This window comes from Exiguobacterium sp. ZOR0005 (genome assembly GCF_000798975.1).
In the GTDB taxonomy this organism is placed as follows: Bacteria; Bacillota; Bacilli; order Exiguobacteriales; family Exiguobacteriaceae; genus Exiguobacterium; species Exiguobacterium aurantiacum.
On record NZ_JTLB01000003.1, the window covers coordinates 66,605 to 88,288 of the forward strand.

The following is a 21,684-nucleotide window of genomic DNA, read 5'->3' on the forward strand; positions in this document are numbered from 1 at the left end:
AAAACAAAAGGCGTACGGTTTATAACCGTACACCTTCCAACGTACTACGTCTACATTATAGTACAACAACATCTTGTAAGTCTAACGAGTAAATGAGCGTCTGGCCGACCGTGATGCCCCAAATCGACTCGATCGCCTCACGGTACAGCGACAACTGGACCGCATACCGGTCGACGAGCATGTGAGCCGCCGCTTCGCGGGACGCGCTCATTGATAATACCGAATCCGATTTGTAGTCAAGCAAGACGTACGTCTCTCCGTTATCGTACAGACAATCGATGATCCCTTGGATGAGCACGCGCTCGTCCGTGAACGTCTCGTTCGGGTTGACGCGGTCGGCCGGTACCGTGTACGTGAACGGTAACTCACGCCATGCGCGGCCTGTTCGAAGCGCCTCTGCCAAGGCTTGCCCGACCGGAGCGTCAAAGAACGTTTCGAGATCTGGGATGGCGAGTCGTGCCGTCTCTGCTTCGACCGGGCTCAACATATTGTGATTCTCGAAGCGGTCGATTTGCGGTGCGATCGGCTCGTTCGGGTCGATCAATTGGAACAACAGGTGCAACGTCGTCCCGCGTTCGGCACCGGTCTGTCGCGTCTGTTTCCATTTCGGCTCCCGATACGGTGTATCGGTCGGCCGGAACGTCTCTTCAAACGCTGCTTGTTCAAGCTGCAACGCCCGCTTCAATTCTGTGACCGTCTGCTTCGCTGCCGTCTCTGTCGCCACTTGGGCCGGGTAAATGTAGTCGAACGCACGGCGGACCGTCTCGGTCACTGCTGCTTCTCGTTTGACCGGGAAATCGATCACCTCGAACTGCTTGACGTGATGGAGCAGGGCCATCATCTCTTGCAGTGTCGCGACTTCGGCCAGGTCCTCTTCCCCGATGACCCGATACGTCCATCTCGCCGCTTCCGGTGTCCCCGACAAGGCTGGCAATCCGAACTGTTCGAGGAACGGCGCCGACCCTTCTAATTTCAAGAGCGCCGGGGCGACCCAGTCAAGATACGTCTTCGCCTCACGCCGTGCGTCGGCCGCAAGTGTCGCACCGGTCTGTTCGACATGGAGCCAATCGTTTACTTGTTTCGCCGGATCGGCTACGGTGCCGACCAAGATCAATTTTTCTTTTGCCCTCGTCAACGCGACGTACAAGACACGCATCTCCTCGGCTTTCATCGTCCGATCGAGGTCGCGGCGAATCATCTCCTTGACGAATGTCTCGGTGCGTGTCCGTGTGACGACGTCAATCGCGTCGAGTGATATGCCGTATTGTTTATGGAAGATGACGCGTTGCATTTGATCGCGTTTGTTGAACTGTTTCCCGAGCTGGGCGACGATCGTCACCGGGAACTCGAGTCCTTTTGATTTATGCACCGTCATGATCCGGACGACGTTCTCTTCTTCCCCGAGCGAACGGGCTTCCGATAAATCCTCACCGTTATCTTGTAACCGGTCCATCACCCGCAGGAAGCGATACAATCCGCGATAGCCGCTCCGTTCATAGGACAAGGCGCGGTCGTAGAGCGCCTTCAAGTTTTCTTGACGCCCTTTCCCGCCCGGAAGACCCCCGGCAAAATCATAAAAGCCGGTGTCGTTGAACACTTGCTGAATCAGTTCCGATAAGCTGTGGTTTCGGGCGAACGTACGCCACGCCGACAGCTGATCGAGAACGGTGCCGCATTTTAAACCGAGATCATCTTCTTCGTCCGCTTTCATCTTAAGGGCGTCAAAGAACGAATCTTCCGACTCGAGTCGGATTTTGGCCAAGTCTTCATCCGTGAATCCGAACATCGGGGAGCGGAGCGCCCCGGCGAGCGGGATATCTTGCAGCGGATTATCGATCAGCTTGAGGACGGCCAGCATCATCCGAATCTCAGTCGCTTGGAAATAGCCGCCGTCAGAATCGGTATAGGCCGGGATGTTATATTGTGTCAAGATGTCCATCAGTTGCTCGACCCGTTCCTTCTTCGAGCGGACCAAAATGACGATATCCCGGTATTCGCAAGACCGGAGCATCCCCGTCTCGTCATCCGTCACTTTGAACGGCTCCTCTCCGGAAACGAGTTCTAAAATCCGCGTCGCGATGGCGCGCCCTTCAAGTTCTTGTTTAGATAAGTCACGGCTCTGACCGTTGACGAAGATAAGTTCCGGGCTCGCTTCGAGCGCTTCATAGTCACGCCCGGGGACGAGACGAGCCGCCTCATCGTATTCGATTTCACCGACCTCCTCATCCATCAGTTGGACGAACAAGTCGTTGATGCCGTGGAGCACCTCGGCCCGGCTGCGGAAATTCTGCGACAAATCGATGCGCTGACCGGAATCGGGTTGTTTGAAACGTGTCGCTTTGTCGATGAACAGACGCGGTTCCGCGTGTCGGAACCGGTAGATCGATTGCTTGATGTCACCGACCATGAACAAGTTACCGCTATGTTCGGCTTCATTGCTGACGAGACCGATGATCGTCTCTTGAATCTCGTTCGTATCTTGATATTCATCGACGAGCACTTCGGCGAACCGTTGCTTATAAAGCGACGCGACCGCCGAGGGTGCCTCGCCTTCCCGCAAAATGGCCAGGGCGTAATGCTCCAGATCACTGAAGTCGACGAACGCCCGGTCCCGTTTCGCCTGTTCGTATGCAGTCGCGAACGTCCGGACCGTCCGGACGAGCGTCTCGACGAGCGGACGCTGTGACACGAGCGCCTCGAGATGGTCGGCCCCGCTCACGCTCGCCTGTCCGAGGGCGTCGCTAAATTTTTTCTTAGCTTGGTCGTAAGCCGGCTTCAACACCGTATGGTAAATGTGATGTTCGTCTTGCCGTTTGACCGGTTTCATCGACCCGAATTTGACGGCACGGGCGGCCGTCTCGAGTTCGCTCCACGTGAGCGACTCGGCCTCGACCTGGTTGAACGGGGCGATGGCGGTCAAGACGTTCTCAGCTTGCGCTTCGTACCCGGCGAGCCGTAGCTCGATGCCGACGCGGCGTAACTGCCGGAGCGCCCGCTCGATATCGGTGAACAAGATACGACCGAATTCGATTAAGAGCGGTTCCTCGTCCGGATCCCCTTCAAAACGATAAAGGGCGGTCAATTCATCTAAATACGCTTCCGGGTCCGGGAGCGTCCGGGCGTAATGATACAGCCCGAGGATAAGTTCTTCGATCTCACTGTCGCCCCGATCTGACGTGTACGCGTCGACGAGGGCGAAAAAGGCACGATCTTGCTTCCCATACTCGTCTTCGAGCACTTCTTCGAGGACATCGTCTTGAAGCAACACTAAATCGCGCTCTTCGGCGATTTTGAACGCCGGGTCAAGGTCGAGCAAGTAGTAGTTCTCGCGGATCACCTCTAGACAGAACGAGTGGATCGTCGTGATGAGCGCCCGGTTGAGCATTTGACGTTGCCGTCGGATGTAGTCGTTATCCGGGTCGTCTCGAAGTGCCCCGTCGAGCGCTTTGGCGATACGGCGCTTCATTTCGGCCGCCGCCGCGTTCGTAAACGTAACGACGAGCATCCGGTCCGCCGTCAAGTCATCGTTCTCGTCGAGCAAGCGGCTGGCGAGTCGTTCGACGAGAACCGCCGTCTTCCCTGAACCGGCGGCCGCCGAGACGAGCACGTGTGAACCTCTCGCATCGATGGCGGCTTGTTGATCATTCGTCCACTTCATCCGCATCCCCTCCTAATCTTGACAAGACGTCATCTTTCTCTAGTTTCTTCAATTGCCGCGGCGCATTGGCGAGCGCCTCGTCGAAGTGACATACACTTTGGTACGGGCACGTTTGACACGGCCGGCGCTCTTTGTACTCATACGGTTCGACACCGATCGCGCCGTCGTACATCGCCTCGGCACTCGTTTCGGCGACATCGATCGCATGGTCCATCAGTTGCTCGAGCTGCGGCGGGGTGACAACTTTTTTCGCCGTATTCGAATCGATTGTCCCGTCTTTTTTGTATTTGACCGGGATGACGATCGACTTTTTCGTGTCGCCCTTCGCCGTTCGGTCCATGACGTCAAGCACTTCCCGGTCATCGACGAGCAGTCCTTGCATCTGATACGACTCGAGCACTTTCCGCTCCGTATCAGCGTCTGTTTCAGCCGGGGTGACGAGCGGGCGGTGGACGTGGAAATAAAGAGCCGCCGCCGGAGCGACGTTCTCTTGCGTCCAAGCGTCCGCCTGCTCGATCAACACTTTCAAATAGATGAGCATCTGCATCGCCAGCCCATAATATATTTCAGCGAAGTCGATATCGCGCTTGCTCGACTTGTAATCGACGATGCGGACGTAAAGCTGGTCGTGGACCTGGGCCGTGTCGACCCGGTCAATCCTGCCGACGAGTTCGCACGTCGCCCCGTTGCTGAGGGTGAACGAGACCGGCGGGAAATTGCCGCTGCCAAACGCGAGCTCGAACGCTACGGGATCGAACCCGTCCCGCTTCGACTGTTCAATCAACACTTCCGCCGTCTTGCTGACGACGTCCGTCAGTTTTTTCTTCAAGTAGCCGTAACGGTTTGAACTCATCAAGATCGCATGTTGGATTTCTGGCGTGACAAGCTCGACGGCTGACTCGGCGAGCGATGCACATTCGTCCCGGCTGACGTCACGCCATTCTTTTCCGTCCATCTTCACCGTCTGAGACATGTGTTCGATCGTCCGGTGATACAAGTTACCGATATCCGGCGCCTCTAACCGGTACAGACGGCGTTCCTTCAAGCGCAAGCCGTAGCTGGCGAAGTGACGGAACGGACAGGCCTGGAACGTCTCCAGGCGCGAGACGCTCGCCCGAATCGAGTTCGTGTAGAGCGATTTCGCGACGTCTTTCGATAGCGGATCGGGCACGTTCTGATAAAACAAGGCGCTCGTCAGCAGACGAATCCGTTCACGGCCTTCAGGATGCCGCAACAGTTCGTTATAGACGGCGAACCATGTGTCTTGAATCGGATAATGTCGGCTCAACCGTTGGAGCTCGAGCGCTGTCACGGCCGCCGTCTGGTTGACGTTCGTGATGAATCGGAGCTGTTCAGCCGGTCGATGCTCACCCGCTTCCGCGAAATTCGTCTTGACCGGCTTCCCGTTCAAGAGCTTCGCTTTCAAATCGGCGACGAAACCGGCTGGCTGAATCGCCTTCCCGCTCCGGTCGACCAAGGCATAGCTCACATACAATCGATGGCTCGGTGCTGTCAATGCTTTATATAGGTAGTACGTCTCATCATCAAACAAATGTTCCGTCGCCTTACCGGCCCGGACCCCGTTCTCGTGCATAAAGTCGAGATCGTGGTCGGTCAACAGCTTCGACTGCGTCGCGACGAGCGGGATTTGGTCTTCGTTGGCGCCAAGCAAGAACACGACTTTCTTATCAATCAAGCGTCCCCGCACGTAGTCGGTGACCGTCAACTGATCGAGGGAAGGCGGGACGAGCGCGTAGCGAAGACTGTCGAGCCCCGTGTCCATCATTTGAAGGAACAGCTCGGTCGATAGCGTCTCGTCTGGTGCTGCCGCCTCGAGTTGTTCGAGTAGGTGGAGCACGGCATCCCACACTTGCGTATGTTCACGCGCCTCGAGCAACCTTGCCTCCTCGAGCGCCTCTTCCCGCCAATGCGCCAAGCAGGAAGCGACGTCAATCCGCTCTAGGAAGTGATAGATCGCGTGCGTGTACGCTTGCATCGTCTTCGCCGCTTTCAAGTCAGCAAGCAGCGGGTCGAATGTCTCGACGACGGTCTGGCGATAGCGATTGAGCGACGCCTCGAGGTCGAGTTCCTCCCCTGTTAGTTTCGCCTCGTCCTCGGCGCGCCGTTTCAGTTGCCATTCGTCATGCCAATGGTAATGTTTGATGCCACGTTCGATGACGAACGCCTCGAGCCGATCGACGGACGTACGTCGATGCTCGGCGTCGAGCAAGATGAGCTCGGTTTTAAGCGCCCGAAATACCGGTTCTTCCCGGTATCCACGCAAAGCGACCTCGATCGCCGCTTTCAGTAGTTCGACGACAGGATGATCGAGCATCGGCTGCCGTTCGTCCAGGAAGAACGGCAACGCCGCCTTCTGGAGTGCCTGTGAGGCCAAGTCGCCGTATTCTTCGAGCGAACGCGACACGAACGCGATGTCTCGATACCGGAAGTTCTCTTCCCGGACGAGTCGCATCACTTCTCGTACCGCCGCCTCGACTTCGACGGACCGATCGACAGCCGCTTCAAGTGTGACGTGGTTTTCTTCTCGTGTGTACGGTGCTGCCGTCACGTGACCGAACGTCGCCTCGAGGTAAGCGAGGCTCGGGTGGGTGAACCGTCGCACCCCTTCGTATGGCACATCGGTCGCACGGATTTGCCGTTCGGCGAGCAGCTCTTTGAACCGCATGATCGTTCGCTGCGTCGGTCCAAAGAGCGGATGTGGGCGATAGAGGGATTCCGGGTCGATCGTCAACAACACGGAGAGCGGCGCTTTTTCCGCCAAGGCGGCGAGAACGGCGAGCTCTTGCTCGGAAAACTCGTTGAACCCGTCGACGTAAAACTCGGTGCCCGCAAGATCGACTTCGGGCAACAGCCCGAGCATGACATTGAAGTAGTCTTCGGCATGGAGTGCCTTGCCGGCTGTCATCGACAAGAAGCCTTCGTACAGGATCGATAAGTCTTGAAGCTTCAATGCGCGGTGCTTGTCTTGCTCGCTCAGCCGAAGCAACTGTTCCGGGTCGACTAGCCCCCGCTTCAATAGCGTGATCAAATCATTCAACTCTTCATAAAAGCCATATTGGTTCATCGTCCGGCGGAACAGCGTCAGCCGTTCCTCGTTCATCTCGACGACACGGCGCAACAACAGGTGCGTCCCCGTCTGGTCTAAAAATTGCTCGGTCGAGATGCCGTGATCGCGCATCATTAAAAAGGCGAGACGACGCATCGACAGTACTTGCACCCGGGTCGACCCGGTCAAGCCGTCGGTCATCGCCATCTTCCGTTCCATCTCAAACGACATTTGATCCGGGACCAACAAATAGATGGTCGGTCCGCTCGGGTCGCGCTTCAGCTCTTCGATGATGCGCCCAATCATCCATTCGCTCTTGCCGCTGCCCGAACGTCCGACGTGAAAAGTGACCGTCATTTAGGCGAACACCCCTTCCCTTTTTTCTTTATTATGACGCATCCACATCCGTTTGTAGAGGGAAACCTCCTCTCGACCTTGGAAGAAAAATACCCAACCCTTCTCAGTCCCATTTGGCGCTTGTTTCGATTAGACTAGACGTATGAGGGGGATGAGCAATGAGTGCATACGAACAATTCGGCGGCGAACGCGGCGTCTCGCAACTCGTGGAGGCGTTTTACGATCTCGTCTATGCCGATCCAGTATTATTGCCGCTGTTTCCAGATGACAAAGAGCGGGTAAAACAACATCAGTTTGAATTTTTGACACAGCTGCTCGGAGGACCGAAGCTGTATACGGATCGTCGTGGTGGCGGCAACTTGGCGATGATCCATCGGGACCATCCGATTTCTGAGACACACGCCGGGCACTGGCTCGGTTGCATGGAGCAAGCACTGAAGACGGTCGATGCGCCGGAAGCGGTCAAACGCCAGTTGTTCCATCGATTGATCATGTCGTCGTCGAACGTCGTCCGTGTCTGCTCGCACCATTTTGAGTAGTCAGCCTTTCAAAAAGCGGGTATGATAAGAAAGTAAGTAAAGGAGGTCGTTGTCATGACAGAAGAAGAGAAAAAAGAAGCCGTTTCCTCTGAGGAAGAAACGGAAGAAGTCGAGCCTACGGCTGTCCTCGCCGATGCACTCGATGAGGACGAAGAAGAGGATCAACCCGAAGAAAAGAACATGGACCACATTAAAGGTGTGTTCAACTATATGCATGAGAACGGACGGGAGTATCGGGTCGTCTTTTATAACGACCGTAAAAACCTCGTCTTCCGCGAACTCGGGAACGGAAAAGTCGAATTCGTCGGCCGTTTCACGGACGACGCATACGATGAAGAAAACGAAGACGAGATGCGCGAACTCGGTGAACGTGAACTGAACCGCATCCTCGCCGACCGACTCAAATAAAAAATCGCCCGCGGGCGATTTTTTATTTTTTCTTGTTTTGTTTTTTCTTACGGAGCGCATAAATTGCACCGGCGATGCCTCCGGCGACCGCAATCCCGGCCATGACCGGAACGAGTACTTTCTTCGTCGGAATCATCTCTTTCACCCGCTCATACGGCGTCGGCACCGACAGTTCGAGATGTACGGCCGCCTCCCCGTGACCGTGTGCCCGTGCTTTGCGGGCCGCATCGGTGATGACGACTCGTCCCGTCGTATAGCGACGGTTGCCATGCTCATCCGTATATGGACGGCGAACCCGTTTCACACCGCGCACCGTCTTGCCTCGAGCGGCATCCGGACGGACGACACGTTCACTCGTCCATGCCCGTCCCCCTGTCGCACTATAAGCCGGGCGAATCGTCCGGCGATTTAACCATGTGTATGAATCATTCATCGTTGATTCCCTCCAATATTGTGAAGTCCTTCTCTTATTATACCCATAGAGCATCTCAAAAAAACATCTCTCCCGTTACCGAAGCAAGAAGACAGACAAAAGACCGGCACGACGGCCGGTCTCAAGTCATTCCGTGAACGGTTTGTCACGGTGGCGACGTTTCGCCAAAATCAAGTAGTACGCCGGCACGAGGACGAGTGTCAGAATCGTCGAGAACATGATCCCGGAGACGATTCCAATCGCGAGCGGCTTAAAGAGCGGGTCACTGCCGAGGGCGACCGGCAACAAGGCGACGACCGCCGTGAGTGCCGTCAGCAAGATCGGACGGATCCGGGCACGGCCCGCCTCAAACACGGCCGTCGTGACCGCCATTCCTTGGCGAATGCCCTGCTCGATGAATTCAAACAAGACGACCGCATTCCGAACGACGATCCCTGCGAGCGAGACCATCCCCATCGAGGCCATGAAACTAAACGGTGTCTGCGTCACGAACAGACCGACGACCGCACCGGCGATGGCCAAGTAAATCGTGAACAAGACGAGCAGCGGCAAGGACAACGAGTTGAACTGGAACGCGATAATCAAGAAAATCAAGAACAAGACGACGACGAACAGCGTCGCGAGTTCGAGGAAGAACTCGTTTTGTGTATCACTCGACCCGGTCTGGGCGAATGAGATCCCATCGTCAGTCAAGCCGGCCTGTGCGTCTTCTAGCACGCGGTCGACGTCCGACTTGAACGCTTCCTCGTCCATCCCTTCGGTCGGATAGATGCGAAGCGTGACCGTCCGCTCTCCGTTCTCCCGTGGGATTTGTTGAATTTGCTCGGTCGTCGTCTCCGTGACGAACGTACTGAGCGGCGCGACTGGAGGACCTGCCTCTGCCTCGACCGGAACGAGAATGTCGTCTAGCGCGAGCGCCTCACGATTGGCTTCGGCATCGATGACGATTTTAACGTCCCGTTGCTCGATTCCATCATCGAACGTACCGATCGGGACACCGTCCGTGACGAGACGAATCTGATCACTGATCGTCTTCGCCGTCACACCGGCCGACGCCATCGCTTCACGGTCGAGTTCATACGTGAGCGTCTGGAACGGCTCTTTAATGTCGTCGAGAACGAGGGCACCGTCAATCGCCTCGAGCTCGGCTTTCACCGTGTCCCGGGCGTCAACGAGCTGGTCGATCGTCTCCCCGCGCATCGTGAACTCGACCGGAGCCGAAGCCGGCGGTCCTTGTTGCTGCGTTTCTAAGAAAATTTCCGCATCGGGATAATTTTCACGCAGTTGGGTCGTGTAACGGTCGATCAGTTGAATCGCGTCGATTCGGTCATTATCGACGCGGACGACGATTTGTCCTGTGTTTTCCCCTGACTGGTCAAGCCCGCCCGTGAACAGGCTCGGTAGCCCGCCACCAGCGAAGACGGACGTCTCGACGACACCGTCTACGTCTTGGAATTCGGATTCCATCTGTTGCAAGCGGCGTTCCGTCTCTTCAAGGTTCGTCTGGACCGGGAACGTGACGCTCGTCACGACTTCCGGCCGGTTCGCCGCCGGGAAGAACTCGAACGGCGTCAATAAGATGAGACCGTAGAGTGCCGTCGTGATGACGAATCCGACGAGGCCAAACGTCCATGGCCGTTTCGCGACGACAGGGAGCAATTTGTCCGCATAGAAGTTACTCAACCGATTGAGCGGTCCGCCGAGCCATCCCGGCTCGCGTTTCGAGACGCGGACTTGCTTCCGGTTCAACCAATATTGCGCGATCGGGACGAGCGTCAAACTGATGACCATCGACGCGAGCACCGACAAGGCGAGCACGGTCGGAAGGGCCCGGATGAAGTTCCCGTTCGCTCCTGAAAGCAAGGTGAGTGGTAAGAAAGCGAAGACGACGGCGAGCGTCGACGTGACGATCGACCCCCACACTTCCTTTGTTCCGCGAACGGCCCCGAGCATCGCCGAGTCCCCTTTCCGGTAGCGGCGCAAAATATTGTCGTTGACGACGATGGCGTCATCGACAAGAATCCCGAGCGCGATGATCGCGCCGATGATTGAGATTTGGTTCAAATCGACCCCGGTGAAGCGAAGCGGGATCAAAGCGAGCAAGAACGAGAGCGGGATCGCCAAACTGACGATAAGGGATCCCGTAAACGTCAAGCCAATCGTCGTCACGACGATGACCGCGATCATCGCAATCAAAAATTCGCGTGTGAGCGAGGAGAAGATCGCATCGACCGCTTTCGCCTGGTCAGAATAGGTGACGAGCTCGACGCTGTCAAGGTTCCCGACTTCCGAGGCGACGACTGCGTCGACCCGTTCCTGAAGCGTCGGGATGTCTTGGCCCGGCTCAATCGTCACCGTGAACGAGACGGCCGGCTTTCCGTCGAGCGAGACGAGATCGGTCACCGCTTTCGGCGCTTCCTCGACCGTACCGACGTCTGCGAGCAACACCGGCTCTCCTTCGAACGATCCGACGACGACTTGGTCCATGTCATTGACATTCGTCAGGCTATCAATCGCAAGCTGATAGATGCCATCTTCCGTCGATTGACGGCCGAGTGGCGTCGTCTTGTATTCTTCATTGATGGCCGTCAACACGTCCGGGAAGGCGAGCTGACGTTCCCCAAGCGCTTCCGAGTCGAGTGAGACGACAAACTCTGTTTCCGGAAGCCCTTTGATCGTCACGCCCGTCACACCGGTCGTACGTAACAGGCGTTCTTCTAACTGTTCGACGTTGCCTCGAATCGTCTCAAGCGATTCGCGGTCATCCGCCGTCAACAAGTAAGACGCGACTGGGAGTTGACCAACGGAATCGTTGACAGTCGGCGCGAGTGCCTCTTCCGGCAGACGCGACTGTGCATCCGACACGGCTTGGCGCACGTTCGCCTGGAGTTCGGATTTGTTCACGCCGTCCTCATATTCGACCGTGATGTTCGAGAACTCGGACGCCGAAAGCGATGTGACGTTCTCCACCCCTTCGATGCTCCTTAATTCGTCCTCGAGCACGCTCGTGACGTTTCGTTCGACCGCCTCAGCAGTCGCCCCTGGATATGGCGTCTGGACGAGCACGATGTTGATGCTCGTTTCTGGGATTTCACGCTTCGGCAATTGGAAGAACGTGAGCACGCCGACGATGATTGCGACGAGTAAAAACACGATGACGAGTTTTCCTCGCTCAATCATTTGTTGAAAAAACATATGGACCCCTCGCTTTCAGATAATGTGCAAATACACATATGAACTATTCTTCTTCATCATAGAGGGGTTCACATTTGATTTCAATCTTTACGTGCGGCTGAATGTGCTGTTGTGAATTCGTTTTTGGAACGCATAGGATATTTCAATCGAGCGCTGTTTTTGACGCGAGACGGTATGGTCCGACACGTTCACTTCGACGGATTCGCCGGTCAAGAATTGGATGCGCGTCCCGTCCTGACAACGTTTAATATCGGTGACGTGCTGGAAATTGATCCACGCACAATCTGGACTTTCCTTGGCGATGGTCGGGAAAAAGACGGCATCCGCGTGCCAGTCCATGACGACCGGCGTCTTGCGATGCGGACCGAGCACGTATCGCGCCGCCTCGATTCGTCCTTGTATGCTCGACCCATAATAGAGACAGGCCGTCTCGAGCAAATGCATCGGTGAACCTTTCAGCCGATGGACCCCGTCTGGCTGATAGACGAGCGTCTCGGCCTCCCCATACTCGTTAAATACCGGAAGCAAAGCTCTAGTGTCATTCGTCAACTGCGTCATCTGTTCATCCTCCATACCGTTTAATGTGACTTACACGTTAGTCATACCAAGTTCTTCATCGAAGCAGCAAATCGTGTTTTCACATTGCCCAACTAAAAAACCAGCCGACATCGGCTGGTTTTTGAAAAATCAAGCATCTGAATTTGAATTTTGGATTGGTTTCAGCTGCGGGAAGCGGAATCGGACAGCAACTCCGTTCGAAGTATTTCCTAGCGTGACCTCTCCTTGATGGAGCGTCACGATGCGTTGGACGATGAACAGTCCGAGACCAAACTTCCCTTGTTTCCCTCGGGAGAACTGATGGAACAAATCAAGGTTTTCGTCGACAGGCGGACCGTCGTTTTTGATCGTGACGCTGATTTCCCCGCCCGTCCGCGCGAGTTCGATTTGGATCGTCGACTCGGCGTAACGGAGCGCGTTGTCGAGCACGTTCTCGAAGGCGACACGGATCTGTTCGCCGTCCCCTAACATCTCACCGGCGTGACCGGTGATAGTCCAGTCCAGGTCACCGCGCAGCTTGAAGCGGGCGACGAGCAATTCCATCAACTTATCAACGTTGATCGGTTCAAGCCGCATCTCCTGGCCTTTGAAGTACTCGAGTTTTGTGACGTACAGCAAGTCGACGACCTTTTTCTCGAGACGGGATGCCTCTTCGTCGATGACTTCAGCCGATCCTTTCAAGTCACCGGTCGGATAAATCCCGTCTCCGATGGACTGGGCATAACCACGGATGACCATGATCGGAGTCTTCAAGTCGTGCGAGATGTTTTGGAGCAACGCCTGTTGCGCCAAGTCCTGCTCTTGCAACTCTTGTCGCATCGCATCGATCGACCGGGCCAACTGCCCGAGTTCATCTTCGCGCGCGAGCGGCAACACCGTCTCCCATTGACGGTTCGAGATTTTTTCAACAGCCCGTTCCATCTCGACGATCGGTTTCGTCAACTCTCGTGACATCCACAACGCTGGGATGAGCGAGAGCAAGCTGATCACACCGATCAAGATCGAGATGCGCCAAAAGAGCGTCGAGACAAGCTCCCGGCGATAAGCATCCCATGCGTACGATGCCTGGTAGATGGTCGTCCCATCATACTCATTTTGACGGATGATGTAATAGACGTCCTCTCCATCGATCGTCGTCTGGTATTTCTCGATTTCCCCCGTCTGTTCGATCGCTTCGCGGTACATCCGGTTCGTCAGCTCGAGCGGGGCCGACCCGTAAATGATGCGTCCGTTCGGCAAGAAGATGAGCTGGTTGACGGAACGTGACTCTTGTTGCCTGCGGTCATACTCGATCGGATTACGCGGAATGTTCTCGAGCTCGTTCGTATTTCCAAGGTAATAATCAACGTCTTGCAACGTCTCATACACTTGCTCATCGATGAACTGGGCAATCGACGACCGGACCGTGAGCAGGATCATCAACGCGAGCGTGACGATGATCAACAGGATGAGCACCCATATCTTCCACATGAGCCGCTTCGGCTTGAGCTGCTCGAACATCATGGTTTGACGAGGCGATAGCCGACGCCGTAGAGCGTCTCGAGTTCAAGGCGATGCAATTTTTTCCGGAGCCGGCGGACCAAGTCATCGACGACACGGTCGGAGCCGAAGTAGTCGTGTCCCCAAACGCCTTCTAGAATCTGTTCCCGCGATAACGCCGAACCCGGGTGTTCTAAAAAGAGGAGCAACAAGTCGAACTCTTTCGACGTCAAATCGATTTCTTCGTCTTCATGCTTGATGAGACGCTTGTCCGGATAAATCGTATACTCTCCGTAGTCGATATGTTCGTTCGACTTCGACCCGTACACGCGGTCGATCAACTTCTTCACCCGGATGACGAGTTCGCGCGGTAAAAACGGCTTGGCGATATAGTCATCGGACCCCATCTCGAGACCGATGATTTTATCGATATCCTCATCGCGTGCCGAAATGAAAATCGTCGGCGTGTTGGCGTTTGTCGCCTTGATTTGTTTCAATAGTTGGAAGCCGTCAAGGTCCGGCAGCATGATGTCGAGCACCCATAGATCGGGTTCATCCTTAATCGCGGCCTGTGCCGAGACACCGTCGGAGAACGAGCGGACCCGGTACCCTTCTTGTTCTAAATATGTGACGAGCATTTTATTCAAGTTGATTTCATCGTCGACTAAGTAGATTGTGTACATCCGATTCACTCCTGCAACGTTTTTACATATCATATCAAATATTTATGGGTGAATGATGGGAATATCACCGCAAAATGACGGTCGAATGTGCGACAAGCACACAAAAAAAGAGGGTCTCCCCTCTCTATCGGGACGTCTGTTCCCGCAACTTTTGGGCAAGGAAAGCCGTGCCCCCGCTCAGGAGCGCCACCACACCGCTAATCATGACGAGTTCCATCACCATCCACCTTCCCATTGATACCGATTCTCATTATCACCTTTAATATAGCACATTTCGCTCATCTTGCCCAATGCAAAAAAACTCCCGCCAACTAGGCGGGAGAACGGATTATGCGTTTACGTCGTAACCTTGTTCTTCAATCGCTTCAATCATCGTTTTCAACAAAATTTTGTCGTTGTGGATCACATCAACACGATGGTCTTGCAGCGACACGATGGCTGATTCGACGCCTTCGAGCTCGGTCAAAGCCCCTTCGACCGCCGCCTTGCAATGATTACAAGTCATTCCTTCTACTTTCAATACTGTCTCATTCATGAGTTCGTTCCTCCTTGAGTTTTTAATCGTAACGCGTTCAAGACGACTGACACCGAACTGAACGCCATCGCCGCCCCGGCAATCCACGGTGCGAGCAATCCGGCGGCTGCGACCGGGATACCGAGACTATTGTAGGCGAGTGCCCAGAACAGGTTTTGGCGAATGTTCTTCATCGTCAGACGGCTCATCTCGAGCGCACGCGTCACACCGATCACGTCTCTACCCATCACGGTCACATCGGCCGCCTCGAGCGCCACATCCGTCCCGCTTCCGAAGGCGATGCCGACATCAGCGACCGCGAGTGCCGGCGCGTCGTTCATCCCGTCACCGACCATGGCGACCCGCCCTTTCTGTTTGAGCGCCTCGATATGGTCTGCTTTCTCGACAGGCAATACTTCCGCGATGACGTTCGCCTCCGGGATGCCGAGCTCTCGGGCGACGTCTAGGGCCACTTCTTGACGGTCGCCTGTCAAAACATACACGTGGCGTGTTTTCGCGAGTTGCCGGACGACGTCCCGACTGCCTTCTTTCAAGCGGTCCTTCAGCCCGAACACGGCTTTGATGCCAGAAGCGTCCGCCACGTACACGGGCGTCATCGCTTTCATGTCCCAATCCGGCAACTCGAATCCGGCTTCACGCATCATTCGCACGGACCCGACAAGAAGTTCATTCCCATCGACGACGGCTTTCAATCCTCGCCCGACGAGCTCTTCGACTTGCTCGACGTGACCGTCCCCTTCGAGCTTCCCGATCGCCTCGGCGAGCGGATGGGTCGACTGGCGTTCAGCCATGACGGCCTTACGTAAAAATGACTCGTCGCCGAACATCGTGACGACCTCGGGCGTCCCGTTTGTAAGCGTCCCGGTCTTGTCAAAGACGATGATGTCCGCCCCGTTCAACGACTCGAGTTGGCCACCGCCTTTAAAGAGGACACCTTGCTCGGCGGCGCGGCCGGTCCCGACCATGATCGAGGTCGGCGTCGCCAAGCCGAGCGCACATGGACAGGCGATGACGAGTACCGCAATCGAAGCCCGGATCGCCATATCCATGTTGCCGAGTCCGAACGCCCACACAGCGAACGTGACCGCACTGATGGCGACGACGATCGGTACGAACACGCCTGAAATCCGGTCGGCTTGGCGTTGGATCGGCGCTTTATCCGTTTGTGCCTGTTCGACGACACGCACGATTTGGGCGAGCATCGTCTCACTGCCGACCCGTTCGGCTTTCATCAAGACACGGTGCGAACGGTTGATCGTCCCGCCGACGACTTCGGCACCGACGCCTTTTTCAGAAGGAATCGATTCTCCCGTCAACATCGACTCATCGACGATCGTCTCGCCTTCGATGATGCGTCCATCGACCGGCACTTTCTCGCCCGGACGGACGACGAGGACGTCGCCGACGTTGACGAGTGCGACCGCGACCGAACGTTCTTCGCCATCGACGAACAGGATTGCCTCTTTCGCCTGAAGTGACAATAATGATTTGAGCGCATCGGTCGTCTTCTCTTTCGCCCGTGCCTCCAGCCATTTCCCGACGAGGACGAGCGTGATGAGGACCGCACTCGTCTCGAAATAGAGCGCCGGATGCATCGGATGGGCGAGCATCTCGAACACCGAATAGAAGTAAGCGGCCGAAGTCCCGGTCGCCACGAGCACGTCCATGTTGGCACTGCCGCTCTTCAAGCTCTTATACGCACCTTGATAAAATTGGGCCCCAATCCAAAACTGGACCGGCGTCGCGAGCGCAAATTGCCACCACGGGTTCATAAGCCAATCCGCATGGAACATGAACCCTGGAATGTGCGTGATCATGACGAGTAACAGCGGTGCCGACAACAGCGACGAGATGAGCACTTTTCGTTCAAGCGGTCGTAAGTCGTGTTTCGGCGCGAATTCTACTTTCCGTTCCGCCCCGTACCCGATCTTCTCGATCCGGGCGATCAGTTCTTCTTCAGTGATGCCGTCGTCGACGCGAATCATTGCCGTTTCAAGCGGCAAGTTGACGGTCGCTTCGACACCATCCATCTTGTTCAACACTTTCTCGATTCGGGCCGAGCATGCGGCGCATGTCATTCCTTGAATCGACAATTCGACGGTTTTCATCGCTCGACCTCCTTACTTTTTAATGCGGCTGACGATTGTCATCAATTCGTCAATGTACGGATCCATATCTTCCGTCTCGCTCGCATGAACCAAACATTTGCGCATATGGCGTTCGAGTAGCTGCAGTTCGACTTGTTTGAGCGCCGCCTGGATCGCTGACGTCTGTGTCAAAATATCGACGCAGTAACGGTCACTCTCGACCATCTTTTGAATGCCGCGGACTTGTCCTTCAATCCGGCGCAGGCGTTTACTGAGCGCTTCGCGCTCGACATCGTCACGCGGAACTAGCGGTTGTTCATGCATGTATTCCTCCATGGTTATCACCTCACCATCAATATACCCCTACCCCGTAATGGTGTCAAACGATTAAATTGAAAAAGAGCGACAACTTTGTGTCGCTCTCCTCACTCAACTCTTTTGGAACGCCTCGCTCTTCAAGACCGTCCGTAAAATTTTTCCGGTCGTGTTACGTGGCAGTTCATCGATCAACTCGATGTACGTCGGTTGTTTATACTTCGCTAGCTTCGTCGCCGCGAAGGCGCGGATGTCATCCGTCGTCACATCGTCGCGCGTGACGACGTACGCTTTGACTGCCTCTCCTTGTTCGGCGTCAGGTACCCCGATGACTGCCGCTTCGACGATACCCGGGTGTTGGTATAGCACTTCCTCGACTTCTCGCGGATAGACGTTGTAGCCGCCGACGATTACCATATCTTTTTTCCGGTCGACGATGTAGAAATAACCGTCCTCGTCCCGCTTCGCCAAATCACCCGTATACAACCATCCGTCCCGGAGCGTCATCGCTGTCTCTTCCGGGAGCTTATAATACCCTTTCATGACGTTCGGGCCACGGACGATCAGTTCACCGACCTCGCCGACACCCACTTCTTCCCCGAGCTCATCGACGACTTTATTTTCGACGAGCACGATCGATGGACCGATCGACCCGGCTTTGCGTTCCCCGTGAAGCGGGTTGAAGCACGTGACCGGCGAGGCTTCTGACAACCCGTACCCCTCAAGGATTTTACATTCAAACTTCTGCTCAAACGATTCGAGCAGTTGCACCGGGAGACTCGCTCCGCCAGATACGAACACACGGACATGCTTGAGTGCGGACGAATAAGCCGGGACTTTCATCGCAGTTTGCAGCAAGAAATTGTACATCGTCGGCACGCCGGCGAAAATACTGACGCGATGTCTCGGGACGAGGTCGAAGACGTCCTGCGGCGAGAACTTCGGTAAGATGACGATCGTCGCCCCGCGCAAGAGCGGTGCGTTGACGATGACGGTCAAACAGAAGACGTGGAACATCGGCAACGCCGCGAGCGCCTTGTCGTCCGGTGTGATTTCAAGATATTCCCCGATCGACTGTGCGTTCGAATACAAGTTGCGGTGCGTGAGCAGCGCCCCTTTAGGTTTTCCGGTCGTCCCGCTCGTGTACAAGATGACGGCGACTTCTTCCTCATCGACTTCGACGAGCTCCCCTTCAGACGCCGAAAGCGAGTCGGCGAACGGTAAAAACTCGATGGCGCCACTTTCTGTTTCGGCCGGCACGTCCGCATATGGGACCGAAATGACGAGTTTCAATTGCGGCAGCTGTGACAATGCCCCTTTCGCTTGGGCGACGAGTGGTGACAAGGCGACGATGGCTTTCACGTCCCCGTCGAGCAAAATATAAGCCATCTCGTCTGGTGTGTATGTAGGGTTGATCGGGATGACGACGCCGCCTCGCGCGAGCACCGCGAAGTAAGAAATGAGAAATGCCGGACTGTTACCGAGAACGAGTGCGACGTGATCTCCTTTGTTGACGCCTTTCGCTTCAAGCGTCGACGCCATCGCCCGCACTTGCCCGAAAAACTGCTCGTAGCTGACCGTGTCTTCCCCGAACACGTAGGCCGCTTTCGAGCGGTGCTCGGCCACTACCCCTTGTAACGCCGTGACTAAGTTTGCCATAGTAATCCCCCTTTTAATGAATGACGATTCACTTTTACGCCGTAAAAAAGAGCACGGCGACCGCGCTCTTTTTCAGTTAATTCTATTGTACATGAAACGGCTCAGGAAGAAAACGCTTTCAAATCCATCGTCTTTAAATGATATAATCCGCTCCGGCTCTGTACGTGCACGAGCGCTTGTAGCGCCTCATCATCCATGAGCAAATCGTCGAGCAATTTATGGTACGATTCTTTGCAATCATCTGTCGTCGCCGTGACGATGAACATCATTTCGGCCCGGACCGGCTCCCCGGCGATCGTTCCCACATCGAACGGGTGATTCACATGCAACAATGTGATGCCGTCAAGCCGGGCCGCATGCCGCGGGACGTCGATGACGGCGACAGGGACCGCGACATCGCTCACACCGGACGGGATTGTCCGTTCTTGCTCGAGGACGGCTCGGGTGAACGCGTCCGTGACGATCCCCCTTCCCTCTAACTCAAGACCAATCGCTCGCACGGCGCGCTCAAACGTCGGCTGATCGGTCACCCACATCCAGTTCGTGTCCATCCATTCTGTGATGAAACGGCACATCTTAATTCCTCCTCAACATCGATTCAGTTTACGAAAGCGCTTGCACTGATTATGATACGCCTCCTCGACTACTGTCGCAACGCCACAGGAAATGTTTCACGAAACCGCCAAAAAAGGATGGTCTCATGATGAGACCATCCTGGCTGTCGACCCGCCTCAGCTAATGAGATCGACGAGTTCTTCGAGATCGACGTTGCCGAAGTAGTGTTTAACGTCAAGGTGTGATAATTGTTCCCGAATCGCCCCGCGTTCGAAGCGAGTCCCGACGAGCGCTTGCTCGACGTCATGGATGTCACCGACCCCAAAGAAGTCCCCGAAAATTTTCGCTTCGGTGATCGTCCCTTTGCTGACGTTCAACCGGACATCGATTGTGCCGATCGGGAAGCGACGTTTCGACTCGACGTCAAACTTCGGAGACTTCCCAAAGTTCCAGTCCCAGTTCGCGTAGCGCTCTCTCGAGATGTCTTGGACGATTTCCCAGTCCTCGTCACGAAGCACATAGCGTTCCGGTTCTTGACCGTCATAGATTGAGTGAAGCAACGCTTCGACGAACCGTTCCATCGCCATCTCTTCCTCGAGGAACTCCGTGATGTTGGCGACACGGCTCCGGACCGACTTGATGCCTTTAGAGCGCATCTTCTCTTCCGAGACGTTGAGCGAGTTGACGACTTCCTCGATGTTCGAGTTGAACATGAGCGTCCCGTGGCTGAACATGCGGCCGCGCGTCGTGAACTGGGCGTTGCCACTGATCTTCCGTTCGCCGACTTGGATGTCGTTTCGTCCCGTCAACTCGGCCTCGACGCCGAGTTGCTTGAGTGCGTCGACGATCGGTTGCGTGAACTTCTTATAGTTGTTGAACGAGTTGCCGTCATCTTTCGTGATGAAGCTGAAGTTCAAGTTGCCTTCGTCGTGATAGACGGCGCCACCGCCCGAGAGACGGCGGACGACATCGATCCCGTTCTCTTCGATATACTTCAAGTTGACTTCTTCTGACGTGTTTTGGTTTTTCCCGATGATGATCGACGGCCCGTTAATGTAGAACAAGAAGTAATCCTCATGCTCGACGTTCAAATGTTTGAGAATGTATTCCTCGACCGCCAAGTTGAGTTTTGGATCCCGGATGTCCGGGTTGAAAATGAATTTCACTGTGTGTGTCCTCCTAGTGACTAATCGTTACGTCCATTATACGAGACGTGTGAGCGCCTCGACAAATGAATTACTTCCATTCGCCGTTCATGACGCGCTTCAATGCGTTGGCGACGCCGTACTCGTCATGACGCTCGGTGACGTGATGGCTGATTTTGATCAATTCATCATGACTGTTCGCCATCGCGATCGCCTTGCCGGCGACCTCGAACATCGGTACATCGTTCAAATTGTCGCCGATGACGACGACCTCGGACAAGTCGACCCCGAAATACTCGGCGAGTTTCCGGACACCGTGCCCTTTGTCGGCCCCGTTCGCCATCACCTCGATGTTGTCATTGCCTGAAGACGTGACGTATACGCCCTCGACACGTTCATCGATTTCAGTCCAAAGCGACGACATTTTTTCAAAGTGGCTTGAGAAGGCGATAAACTTGTAGACGCGCCCGGCCTCGTTTTTGATGAAGTCTTCGATGTCTTCGACGAGACGAACGTCCTCGTTGACATAGTAGCGTTTACGGAAGAACTCATACATCTCGAGCGAACGGTCGTCGCCGTTTTGCTTCAAGTTCTCCATCGTCGCCTCAATCAAATCGAGACGACTCGCGACGAGCCCGGCTTCCGAATACATCTCATAGAACACGTCCGAATACTTATGATCTTGATGCAGCACCGATACGACCTCAAGCGCCTCTTCCGTCGTCAAGTCGATCTCATGAAGCACGTCTCCCGTCTCCGTCAACACACGTCCCCCGTTGGACGAGACGATCGGGCACGTGAGGCCGACCTCATCGAGAATCTCTTTCGCGTTGAAGTAATTGCGTCCCGTCGCAATCGCAAAGCGAATTCCTTGCTCTTCGGCGGCGCGAACGATTTCAGCCGTTTCCGGCGCAATTTTTGTGTGGTTGTGCAAGATCGTGCCATCCATGTCCGATACGAACAGTTTATACGTTGTCATCAACATCCACTCCTTTTTTCTCTTTCGCTTCT

At 55.2% G+C, this 21,684-nt stretch carries 16 protein-coding genes; 2 read left to right on the forward strand and 14 right to left on the reverse strand.

All coding sequences use genetic code 11. The features are described 5' to 3' along the window. Positions 1 to 55: 55 nt before the first annotated feature. Positions 56 to 3,658 (reverse strand): helicase-exonuclease AddAB subunit AddA, encoded by a 3,603-nt coding sequence (addA, locus tag L971_RS00485; RefSeq protein WP_231557537.1) that lies wholly within the window; start codon positions 3,656 to 3,658, stop codon positions 56 to 58. Next, positions 3,642 to 7,082 (reverse strand): helicase-exonuclease AddAB subunit AddB, encoded by a 3,441-nt coding sequence (gene addB / locus L971_RS00490; protein ID WP_047373783.1) that lies wholly within the window; start codon positions 7,080 to 7,082, stop codon positions 3,642 to 3,644. The genes addA and addB overlap by 17 nt, the downstream gene beginning before the upstream one ends. A gap of 158 nt (positions 7,083 to 7,240) precedes the next feature. Between addB and L971_RS00495 the strand changes: the two genes are divergently transcribed. Both L971_RS00495 and L971_RS00500 read left to right on the forward strand, forming a co-directional pair. Further along, on the forward strand, positions 7,241 to 7,621 hold the full coding sequence (locus L971_RS00495) for a globin (RefSeq protein ID WP_024371817.1): 381 nt from the start codon (positions 7,241 to 7,243) through the stop codon (positions 7,619 to 7,621). Between the two features lie 54 nt (positions 7,622 to 7,675). Continuing rightward, complete coding sequence (locus L971_RS00500; protein ID WP_024371816.1) at positions 7,676 to 8,029, forward strand: hypothetical protein; 354 nt, start codon at positions 7,676 to 7,678, stop codon at positions 8,027 to 8,029. Positions 8,030 to 8,051: 22 nt separating this feature from the next. Here the strand turns inward: L971_RS00500 and L971_RS00505 are convergent, their stop codons facing one another. The 12 genes from L971_RS00505 to L971_RS00560 form a co-directional block, all read right to left on the reverse strand. Further along, positions 8,052 to 8,462 carry a hypothetical protein gene (locus tag L971_RS00505; protein ID WP_024371815.1) on the reverse strand — a complete coding sequence of 137 codons (411 nt, stop codon included), beginning with the start codon at positions 8,460 to 8,462 and terminating at the stop codon, positions 8,052 to 8,054. 126 nt (positions 8,463 to 8,588) lie between these two features. Further along, on the reverse strand, positions 8,589 to 11,657 hold the full coding sequence (locus L971_RS00510) for an efflux RND transporter permease subunit (RefSeq protein WP_047373785.1): 3,069 nt from the start codon (positions 11,655 to 11,657) through the stop codon (positions 8,589 to 8,591). A gap of 87 nt (positions 11,658 to 11,744) precedes the next feature. Beyond that, positions 11,745 to 12,215 (reverse strand): competence protein ComK, encoded by a 471-nt coding sequence (locus L971_RS00515; RefSeq protein WP_024371813.1) that lies wholly within the window; start codon positions 12,213 to 12,215, stop codon positions 11,745 to 11,747. Between the two features lie 129 nt (positions 12,216 to 12,344). Then, the gene (locus L971_RS00520) at positions 12,345 to 13,685 is read right to left on the reverse strand and encodes a HAMP domain-containing sensor histidine kinase (RefSeq protein ID WP_231557538.1); all 1,341 of its coding nucleotides are present in this window, start codon (positions 13,683 to 13,685) and stop codon (positions 12,345 to 12,347) included. A 29-nt stretch (positions 13,686 to 13,714) separates the two neighbouring features. After that, positions 13,715 to 14,377: a response regulator transcription factor gene (locus L971_RS00525; RefSeq protein WP_024371811.1), complete on the reverse strand. Its 663-nt coding sequence runs from the start codon at positions 14,375 to 14,377 to the stop codon at positions 13,715 to 13,717. A gap of 328 nt (positions 14,378 to 14,705) precedes the next feature. Continuing rightward, entirely contained in the window at positions 14,706 to 14,912 is a 207-nt protein-coding gene (locus tag L971_RS00530; RefSeq protein ID WP_047373787.1) for a cation transporter, read from the reverse strand. After that, positions 14,909 to 17,020 carry a cation-translocating P-type ATPase gene (locus L971_RS00535; RefSeq protein ID WP_047373788.1) on the reverse strand — a complete coding sequence of 704 codons (2,112 nt, stop codon included), beginning with the start codon at positions 17,018 to 17,020 and terminating at the stop codon, positions 14,909 to 14,911. Before L971_RS00535 ends, L971_RS00530 begins: the two co-directional genes overlap by 4 nt. 12 nt (positions 17,021 to 17,032) lie before the next feature. Continuing rightward, positions 17,033 to 17,335 (reverse strand): metal-sensitive transcriptional regulator, encoded by a 303-nt coding sequence (locus L971_RS00540; RefSeq protein ID WP_024371808.1) that lies wholly within the window; start codon positions 17,333 to 17,335, stop codon positions 17,033 to 17,035. Positions 17,336 to 17,428: 93 nt separating this feature from the next. Further along, positions 17,429 to 18,973, reverse strand: a complete 1,545-nt coding sequence (locus tag L971_RS00545) for a long-chain-fatty-acid--CoA ligase (protein WP_047373791.1) — start codon at positions 18,971 to 18,973, stop codon at positions 17,429 to 17,431. 101 nt (positions 18,974 to 19,074) lie between these two features. After that, positions 19,075 to 19,548 carry a PTS sugar transporter subunit IIA gene (locus tag L971_RS00550; protein ID WP_047373793.1) on the reverse strand — a complete coding sequence of 158 codons (474 nt, stop codon included), beginning with the start codon at positions 19,546 to 19,548 and terminating at the stop codon, positions 19,075 to 19,077. Between the two features lie 156 nt (positions 19,549 to 19,704). Further along, positions 19,705 to 20,694, reverse strand: a complete 990-nt coding sequence (locus tag L971_RS00555) for a lipoate--protein ligase (RefSeq protein ID WP_047373796.1) — start codon at positions 20,692 to 20,694, stop codon at positions 19,705 to 19,707. 70 nt (positions 20,695 to 20,764) lie between these two features. Further along, positions 20,765 to 21,652 (reverse strand): Cof-type HAD-IIB family hydrolase, encoded by an 888-nt coding sequence (locus L971_RS00560; protein WP_231557539.1) that lies wholly within the window; start codon positions 21,650 to 21,652, stop codon positions 20,765 to 20,767. Positions 21,653 to 21,684: the final 32 nt, after the last annotated feature.

Coding starts and splice junctions, on each gene's coding strand:
- addA (WP_231557537.1), bottom strand. CDS start 3,658: ATGAAGTGGACGAATGATCAACAAGCCGCCATCGATGCGAGAGGTTCA.
- addB (WP_047373783.1), bottom strand. CDS start 7,082: ATGACGGTCACTTTTCACGTCGGACGTTCGGGCAGCGGCAAGAGCGAA.
- L971_RS00495 (WP_024371817.1), top strand. CDS start 7,241: ATGAGTGCATACGAACAATTCGGCGGCGAACGCGGCGTCTCGCAACTC.
- L971_RS00500 (WP_024371816.1), top strand. CDS start 7,676: ATGACAGAAGAAGAGAAAAAAGAAGCCGTTTCCTCTGAGGAAGAAACG.
- L971_RS00505 (WP_024371815.1), bottom strand. CDS start 8,462: ATGAATGATTCATACACATGGTTAAATCGCCGGACGATTCGCCCGGCT.
- L971_RS00510 (WP_047373785.1), bottom strand. CDS start 11,657: ATGTTTTTTCAACAAATGATTGAGCGAGGAAAACTCGTCATCGTGTTT.
- L971_RS00515 (WP_024371813.1), bottom strand. CDS start 12,215: ATGACGCAGTTGACGAATGACACTAGAGCTTTGCTTCCGGTATTTAAC.
- L971_RS00520 (WP_231557538.1), bottom strand. CDS start 13,685: ATGTGGAAGATATGGGTGCTCATCCTGTTGATCATCGTCACGCTCGCG.
- L971_RS00525 (WP_024371811.1), bottom strand. CDS start 14,377: ATGTACACAATCTACTTAGTCGACGATGAAATCAACTTGAATAAAATG.
- L971_RS00530 (WP_047373787.1), bottom strand. CDS start 14,912: ATGAATGAGACAGTATTGAAAGTAGAAGGAATGACTTGTAATCATTGC.
- L971_RS00535 (WP_047373788.1), bottom strand. CDS start 17,020: ATGAAAACCGTCGAATTGTCGATTCAAGGAATGACATGCGCCGCATGC.
- L971_RS00540 (WP_024371808.1), bottom strand. CDS start 17,335: ATGGAGGAATACATGCATGAACAACCGCTAGTTCCGCGTGACGATGTC.
- L971_RS00545 (WP_047373791.1), bottom strand. CDS start 18,973: ATGGCAAACTTAGTCACGGCGTTACAAGGGGTAGTGGCCGAGCACCGC.
- L971_RS00550 (WP_047373793.1), bottom strand. CDS start 19,548: ATGTGCCGTTTCATCACAGAATGGATGGACACGAACTGGATGTGGGTG.
- L971_RS00560 (WP_231557539.1), bottom strand. CDS start 21,652: ATGACAACGTATAAACTGTTCGTATCGGACATGGATGGCACGATCTTG.